Source organism: uncultured Oscillibacter sp. (assembly GCF_910579365.1).
Lineage (GTDB): Bacteria > Bacillota > Clostridia > Oscillospirales > Oscillospiraceae > Oscillibacter.
Genome location: NZ_CAJTUX010000100.1, coordinates 1 through 7,052, shown reverse-complemented (window position 1 = coordinate 7,052; position 7,052 = coordinate 1). Strand labels below are relative to the sequence as shown.

Annotated in this window: 10 protein-coding genes; 9 read left to right on the top strand and 1 reads right to left on the bottom strand. The window is 58.9% G+C overall.

Annotated features, from left to right (window positions below):
• Positions 1-269: 269 nt before the first annotated feature.
• Entirely contained in the window at positions 270-1,628 is a 1,359-nt protein-coding gene (locus QZ329_RS14370) for a ParB/RepB/Spo0J family partition protein (protein WP_295753692.1), read from the bottom strand.
• A 332-nt stretch (positions 1,629-1,960) separates the two neighbouring features.
• On the opposite strand from QZ329_RS14370, the gene QZ329_RS14365 reads away from it, so the two are divergent.
• The 9 genes from QZ329_RS14365 to QZ329_RS14330 all read left to right on the top strand — a co-directional run.
• Positions 1,961-2,470 carry an aldo/keto reductase gene (locus QZ329_RS14365; protein WP_365352241.1) on the top strand — a complete coding sequence of 170 codons (510 nt, stop codon included), beginning with the start codon at positions 1,961-1,963 and terminating at the stop codon, positions 2,468-2,470.
• Entirely contained in the window at positions 2,461-2,697 is a 237-nt protein-coding gene (locus QZ329_RS15665) for a hypothetical protein (protein ID WP_365352238.1), read from the top strand. The genes QZ329_RS14365 and QZ329_RS15665 overlap by 10 nt, the downstream gene beginning before the upstream one ends.
• A complete protein-coding gene (locus QZ329_RS14360) occupies positions 2,694-3,176 on the top strand; it encodes a hypothetical protein (RefSeq protein ID WP_295753691.1) in 483 nt (160 codons plus the stop codon). Before QZ329_RS15665 ends, QZ329_RS14360 begins: the two co-directional genes overlap by 4 nt.
• Positions 3,167-3,445 carry a hypothetical protein gene (locus QZ329_RS14355; RefSeq protein WP_295753690.1) on the top strand — a complete coding sequence of 93 codons (279 nt, stop codon included), beginning with the start codon at positions 3,167-3,169 and terminating at the stop codon, positions 3,443-3,445. The genes QZ329_RS14360 and QZ329_RS14355 overlap by 10 nt, the downstream gene beginning before the upstream one ends.
• 144 nt (positions 3,446-3,589) lie before the next feature.
• Positions 3,590-3,820: an S-layer homology domain-containing protein gene (locus QZ329_RS14350; RefSeq protein WP_295753689.1), complete on the top strand. Its 231-nt coding sequence runs from the start codon at positions 3,590-3,592 to the stop codon at positions 3,818-3,820.
• A gap of 58 nt (positions 3,821-3,878) precedes the next feature.
• On the top strand, positions 3,879-4,391 hold the full coding sequence (locus QZ329_RS14345) for a flavodoxin (RefSeq protein WP_295753688.1): 513 nt from the start codon (positions 3,879-3,881) through the stop codon (positions 4,389-4,391).
• A gap of 506 nt (positions 4,392-4,897) precedes the next feature.
• Entirely contained in the window at positions 4,898-5,566 is a 669-nt protein-coding gene (locus tag QZ329_RS14340; RefSeq protein WP_295753686.1) for a response regulator transcription factor, read from the top strand.
• Complete coding sequence (locus QZ329_RS14335; protein ID WP_295753685.1) at positions 5,563-6,573, top strand: sensor histidine kinase; 1,011 nt, start codon at positions 5,563-5,565, stop codon at positions 6,571-6,573. The genes QZ329_RS14340 and QZ329_RS14335 overlap by 4 nt, the downstream gene beginning before the upstream one ends.
• A gap of 79 nt (positions 6,574-6,652) precedes the next feature.
• Positions 6,653-7,052: ABC transporter ATP-binding protein (locus tag QZ329_RS14330; protein WP_295753684.1), on the top strand; the 400-nt coding region annotated here is incomplete at its 3' end.

Genomic DNA, 7,052 nt, shown 5'->3' with positions numbered 1-7,052 from the left:
TTTCCCAATCTTGGGAAAGGGGGGCGGCTCTGGAGGATATATCCCCCGTCGCGCCGTGGGAGTAGCACAGCCGGGGCCCCCAGTCAAGGGTGCGGAGCACCGCCGCGCAGCGGCGGCTTGCCCTTGACAGGGGGCCCCGGCTGTGCTATGGGTGGCGCGGCGACGGGGGATATACCACCAGGGCCGTCTCATTCACAAGGGGGGGAGCGCATGGATGAAGCGGGAAATAGGGAGCGAAAAACCTCTGGACACCGTGTCCAGAGGTCCGCTCACTTCTCCCGATCCACTTTCTTCTCGCCCTTGCCCAGCTCCGGGGGCTGCTTCTCCTTCCACTCCCCCAGCAGAGCCATGATCTGGTCCTTCATCTCACGGGGCGTCTTGTCCTTGCCGAAAAACTGGGCCAATTCCGCAGAGCTGATGATCACGTCAAAATCCTCCTTTTTCTTCTCCTGGCTCAACACCGCGTCGATCACATCCGGGTTGAGCTGGTTTTTCTCGTCCATCTCCCGCAGCTTCTTGGCCTGGGCCTTGGAGGGGGACGACTGCTGCCCCTCAATGGACACGGCGATATACTTCTGATGGTCCGGCCTGATACGGGAAATCTCCACAGCCGGGGTGAACGACAGCTTGCCGCCGTCCATGAACTGTTTCAGCTCCGGCACAAGGTCATTCAGATAAATGTACCGCTGCACCGTCTTTCCGCTCATGCCGTTGCGCTCGCCCACCTTGTCCAGAGACAGCTTGCCCAGGTCCGCGCCGTCGCCCCGCGTCCCCTGGTGCTTGATGGCCTCATACTGCTGCTTCAAGGCCGCCGCCTTTTCGCTGGGCAAAATCGTTTCCCGGTGGCGCAGGTTGTCGTCCGTCATAGCGAGGACGGCTTCATCATCCGTCATGTTGCGGACGATACAGGGCATATTTTTGTACCCCGCCAGCTCGCTTGCCCGCTGCCGCCGGTGGCCCGCTATGATCTCATAGCCCCCGCCCTCACGGGGACGCACCAGGGCGGGCTGGTGGACGCCGCCTGCCCGCACAGACGACACCAGCCCTTTCATTTCATTGTCGTCCCGGACGCCGAACGGGTGATCCTGGAACGGGTGGAGCTGGGAGAGGTCCAGATAGACGATCTCCTCTTTTTCCCCACGGGAGGCGTCTTTGGGCTGGGGCGGCTCCTCCGGCGCGGGCGCGGGAGGCGGCGGGGCCTCCTCCTTGGCCGGGGCGGATTTTCCAGCGGCCTTGCCCCGCGTGGCGGTCTTGGCCGTCTTGCCAGCGCCGCCCCCGCCGGGGGTCTGCTTCTCCGCCTTGGGCGGGCGGCCCTTGCGCTTGGGCCTCTCACCCTGGGCCGGGGCCTCCTTGTTCTTGGGGCGGCGGCCACGGCGGGGAGGCTCCGGCTGCTCCTGGGGCTTCTCCCACTCCTGCCCGCCCTCCTTGGCCGGGTCCGTCTGCTCCTGCCCCGCCCGGACGGACGACAGGTTGATCACCTTGTTCTCCGGGGCCGGGGGACCCTCCATGCCGGGGATCACACCCTGGGCCCCCGGCTCCGGGGCGGGCGGGGCCTCCGACACTTCCGGCGCGGGGGGCTCCAGCGTTTGTCCCTCCGGGGCTGGGGTCGTTTTAATTTCTTCTGCCATTCGCTTGACCTCCTTACTTTTTCAAATACAAACGGGGCCAAAACCTTATTTTGGCCCCGTCTCCTTATACGTTTTCCTCCTTTCCCTGCCACGCAAAAACGCCGCCCTTTTTACAGCCGGGCGGCGTTTTCGGTAAGGTTGACAGTCCATTTTGTTGTTGTTTATGTTGTTTCCCTTTGTCAAGCGTTGCAATGTTAAGTTGACGAAATATCCGCCTAAAAAGTTACGAAATCAAACTATAACAGATGGAATATAATAAAAATCAATTATAGGAATACATAACTTTATCCATCGGCATGAAAATGCCCATCCTGGGCTACGGAGTCTGCCAGGTGACGCAGGGCGAGTGCGAATGCTGTGTGCTGGACGCGCTGGACGTGGGCTATCGTTCCATTGACACCGCCCAGAGCTACTTCAACGAGGAGCAGGTGGGCAGCGCCATTCAGAAGTCCGGCGTAACCCGTGAGGAGATTTTCCTCGCCACCAAGGTCTGGCTCGAGCACTATGGCTACGAGGCGGCGAAAGCCTCTGTGTTGGAGTCCATGCGGAAGCTCCGGGCCGTCGGCATCTCCAATTTCTATGTGGACCGCATGGTGGACTTCGCGTCTTTCAACCGTATCAAGCCCATGGTGAACCAAATGGAAACCCACATTCTCAACCAACAGAAGGTTTCCAAGGAGTGGGCGGAAAAGTACGGCATCCAATTGGAAGCCTGGGCCCCCTTCGGAGAGGGCCGGGGCGACACCTTCGGCAATCCGGTCATCATGGAAATTGCAAAAAGTACGGCAAGAGCCCTGCCCAGGTTATATTCCGCTGGCACATCCAGCGCGGCGTGGTGGTGATTCCCAAGTTCACCCACAAGGAGCGCATGGCCGAAAACCGGAACGTTTTTGACTTCACTTTGACGGCGGAGAACATGGCCGCCGCCGTGGATACGGAAACCAGCTCCTTCTTCTCCCGCCAGGACCCCCAAGATGGTGGAGTGGTTTGTGAACATGGTGGAGGAACGGAAGAAACAGCACGACAGCTCCAAAGAGAAAAAGTCCTGGTAAAATGGAGGCTTTTATGAAACTCAAACACGCATTTGCCGCGCTAATCCCGGCGCTGGCGCTCTCCCTGTCAGCCTGCGGCGGAAGCCCCGTCCCTGCCGAATCCGAGGACACCCCGGATACGCCGCCGGTCAGTGAACCCGTTGGGTCCCAGCTTCCCGAGGGCGCTCTGGTCATCGCGGAGCAGGGGATGTTCTCCTCCGGCGTCACGGTGACGGAGCCGGTGGAGGGCGAGTATGACGAAACCGCCAACTGGCTGGAGCTGGAGCGGCACGGCAATACCGCCCATGTGGGACACGCCAATGTGCTCTGCCAGATCCCCGCAGAGGAAACCGGCCTGCCGATGGTATACCTCCACGGCTACGGCCAGTCCCACATGGGCTGGATGACCACCCCCGACGATGGGACGGCTGGTCCACGCTGTTCCTGCAAAAGGGCCGCAGCGCCTTTCTGGTGGACCAGCCCGGACAGGGCGAGGCCGGGGCCGCTGTGGAAATGAGCATGGACGGAACGCTGGATGTCTGGGCAGAGGATTCCAAAGAATACAAGCCTGGCGATCAGGCGTGGTCCACGGAGTTCCGGAAGAACATTCGAGACGGGGCCCTGGCTTTTGCGGAGCAGTACAACGCCGGCGGCGGCAATGCCGTGGTCTTTGATCTGCCCAAGGAGGGCATCACCGGAAACAGCCATTTCCTGTTCCGGGAGCTGAACAACGCTGAGATTGCGGACCATGTGGAAGCCTGGATTCAGGCCAATGTGGAGCAGTAAGGGAGCCGCTTGATGGAAACTCGTATTCTTGGGAACGGGCTGACCGTCTCCGCCGTGGGCCTGGGCTGGAGCAGTGAAAAACCGCTACTCTATGATGGCCCGGCAGGTTGAGACGCTGTTCCCGGCGCCGGCGGACGCTTCGGCGTGGGCGACCCTGTGACCCGCCAGCAGGCGGCGGCGATCCTCTGGCGCTGGGCCGGTTCCCCGGAGGCTTCCGCAGACGCCTATACCGACGGCGCCTCCATTTCCGGCTACGCCCAGACGGCGGCGGACTGGTCCCGGACCAACAACATCATCGCCGCCCGGTCCGACGGACGCTTTGACCCCGCAACTCCCGCCACACGTGTGGAGATCGTCTCCGCCCTGTACAATTAGTACACCCTCCACTCCCGGCGCCTCTGGAAACGGCAGGGTCCTGGCGGCCTACTTCTCCATGCCGGAGACCACAAATCCCAACAATATGACCACGGAAGAAGCCAACAGCACAGTAGTCATCAACGGGGGAGTCCTGGGCAACGCCCAGCACATGGCCCAGGTCATCCAGAGGGAAACCAACGCGGATATCTACCGCATTGAGCCTCAGAATCCCTACCCCACAGACCACGCCACCCTGGCGGCCCAGGCCCGGGAGGAGCAGGGCCAGGATTTCCGCCCCGCCACCAAGACCCCGGTTTCCAATATGGCGGACTATGACGTGATCTTCCTGGGCTATCCCATCTGGCGGGCGGACCTGCCCATGCCGGTGTACACCTTCCTGGAGAGCGTGGACCTCTCCGGCAAGACCATCATCCCCTTCGGTTCCCACAGCGGCGGCTTTTCCCGGACCGTGAACGCCATTGCCGCGCTCCAGCCGGATACCGCCGTTTCCGAGCATGGACTGATGCTCTTCCGAGGGAACGTCGCGAAGGCGGAGTCGGAAATCGCGGCCTGTGTGCGGGGTGATTGAGGAGGGAGCGCCTATATGCTCTGCGGGATACAGACCCTGCCCGGCGGCGGACTGTGGCTGCGGTATAGTAAGAAGTAAATCCTATTTTCGCAGCTTTGAAAAAAGAAAGGTTGATTTTCACGAGCAAAAAAATTTTGATTCTGGCGGGCAGCCCCCAGAAAAACGGGGACTCCGATATTTTATGCGATGAATTTGCCAGAGGCGCAGAGGAGGCCGGACAGCAGGTCCGGAAGATTTACGGTTCACGATCTGCACATTGGCGGCTGTATGGCCTGTTACGCCTACCGGGGTACCGGCGTCTGCGTGCAGAAGGACGGCATGACAGAGGTGCTGGATGCGCCGATTGAGGCGGACGTGATCGTCCTGGCGGCCCCGGTTTACTTCTAAAGCTGTTGTCAAGGGGGAATGTGAGATTATTTGATTTTATCCCCCCAAGGCCATCACTTCTGGACAAATACGCTACACTTGTGTTAATATGGGGGAAACGACGAGGCGGTAACAGCCATATGCAAAAAATTATGATAATTGAGGATGACCCAGCCATTCGGGAAGAGTTGGCGCTGCTCCTGGAAAACGAGGGATATACAGCTCTGGCAATTGAGAGGTTTACAGATATACCCGCGCAAGCAGCGCAGGAACACCCAAACCTTATCCTTTTGGATATTGGACTTCCGGGCAAAGATGGTTTCTCTCTGTGCGCCGCATTGCGGAAGGTTGTTCCTGCGCCAGTAATTTTTGTTACCAGCCGGGATGCTGGTGCGGACGAGGTACGGGCGCTGAGCCTGGGCGGGGACGACTACATCACCAAGCCATACAGTGTTCCCGTTCTGCTGGCCCGGATCAAGGCGGTTCTGCGCCGGAGCGGCGGCGGACCGGAACAGGCTGATTTGCTGGAGGCCGGTGAACTGCGATTAAGCCTGACAAAAGGGGTTGTGTCGTCCAGCGGAAAAGCCGTAGAACTCAGCCGGAATGAGCTGCAGATTTTGGCTTGCCTGATGGTTCATACCGGGCAGATTGTTTCTCGGGCCGATCTGATTGACGCCCTGTGGGACAACCAGATTTACATTGATGACAACACCCTCAGCGTGAATATGACCCGGCTGCGGGGAAAGCTGGCGGAGATCGGTCTGCCGGACGCCATCAAGACCCGGCGCGGAATGGGGTATCAACTATGACCCTGCGGGAATTTTTGTCGGACCGGCTGAGGCGTATCGCACTCCAAGTGATTTGCGCCGGACTGGCAACGCTGTTCCTTTTCGCTACGGGAACACAGCCAGGAGTTCTGGTGATTTTGCTGATTGTGCTTCTGCTGGTTTTTCTGACGGTGAATATGTTTGATTTCTTTCAGCAGCGTGCCCGCCTCTTGGAATTGAAATCTATTCTGGATGGTCTGGACCGTAAATACCTGTTTACGGAGTGCGTTCCGCAGCCAAGAGGGCTTTATGAACGGCGGCTCTTTGACCTGACCCGCCTGGCTGGCCGCGATATGACTGGCGCCGTATCTGACGCACAGGCATCCCAAAGGGAGTACCGGGAATATGTGGAACGCTGGGTGCATGAGATCAAAGCCCCCATCACCGCCGCCCGGCTCATTTGTCGGGAGTTGGACGGGGACACCCGCCGGAAGCTCACAGCGGAACTCAGTCAAATCGAAGCTCATGTAGAGCGGGCATTGTTCTACGCCCGTGCGGAGAACCCGGAGCAAGACTGCCTGTTCCGGCAGATAGAGCTTGAAAAAATCGCAGCTCAGGCGATTGAGAACCACCGTTCCCTATTGATCCAAAACGGTATTCGGGTAGAGATGGAAAATATGAACTGCGCCGTCTATACCGATGAAAAATGGGCGGTCTTTATTCTGGGCCAGCTGCTCCAAAACGCTGCCCATTACCGGGGAGAAGCCCCGGTCATCACAATCTCGGCCCATCCTCTCGGAAAACAGGTACAGCTTACCGTCTCAGACAATGGCATTGGTATCCCCGCCCATGAACTGCCCCGTGTGTTTGACAGAGGTTTTACCGGCAGCAACGGACGGAGCCGGGGCGGTTCCACTGGTATGGGCCTGTATCTGTGCAGAAAACTGTCTGGTTTCCTGGATCTTGGACTGGAGATTGTCTCTGAGGAAGGAAAGCGAACCACTGTTACCCTCACCTTTCCCGCAAAGCAAAACCTTACAAAACTGTAAGACAAATCAATATGACTTCGATACAACAGCCTTCGCTTTTGGTGTACCATAGAGCCACAAGCAAAGGAGGCAAATTGCCATGTTACAAGTACAAAATATTGAAAAATATTATGGGAGCAAAAACAACGTCACTAAGGCGCTGGACCGGGTGAGCTTTGACGTGGAGGCTGGGGAGTTCCTGGCCATCATGGGGGCATCCGGTTCAGGCAAGACCACCCTGCTCAACTGCATTTCCACCATTGACGCCATCAGCGCCGGGAAAATTCTCTTGGACGGGGTGAGCGTGGCCGACTTGTCGGAAAGTGAACTGGCCAGGTTCCGCCGGGAGCGGCTGGGCTTTGTGTTTCAGGACTTCAATCTGCTGGATACCCTGACCATCGAGGAAAACATCGGTTTGGCCCTCTCCCTGAATCACCAGGACCCTGGAACGGTACAGAACCGGGTGCGGGAGGTGGCTGGAAAGCTGGGCATCACCGACA

Excerpts from the sequence above, each read along its gene's own strand:
- QZ329_RS14360 (WP_295753691.1), top strand. The coding sequence starts at position 2,694 with ATGAAACTCAAACACGCATTTGCCGCGCTAATCCCGGCGCTGGCGCTC.
- QZ329_RS14340 (WP_295753686.1), top strand. The coding sequence starts at position 4,898 with ATGCAAAAAATTATGATAATTGAGGATGACCCAGCCATTCGGGAAGAG.
- QZ329_RS14345 (WP_295753688.1), top strand. The coding sequence starts at position 3,879 with ATGCCGGAGACCACAAATCCCAACAATATGACCACGGAAGAAGCCAAC.
- QZ329_RS14370 (WP_295753692.1), bottom strand. The coding sequence starts at position 1,628 with ATGGCAGAAGAAATTAAAACGACCCCAGCCCCGGAGGGACAAACGCTG.
- QZ329_RS14335 (WP_295753685.1), top strand. The coding sequence starts at position 5,563 with ATGACCCTGCGGGAATTTTTGTCGGACCGGCTGAGGCGTATCGCACTC.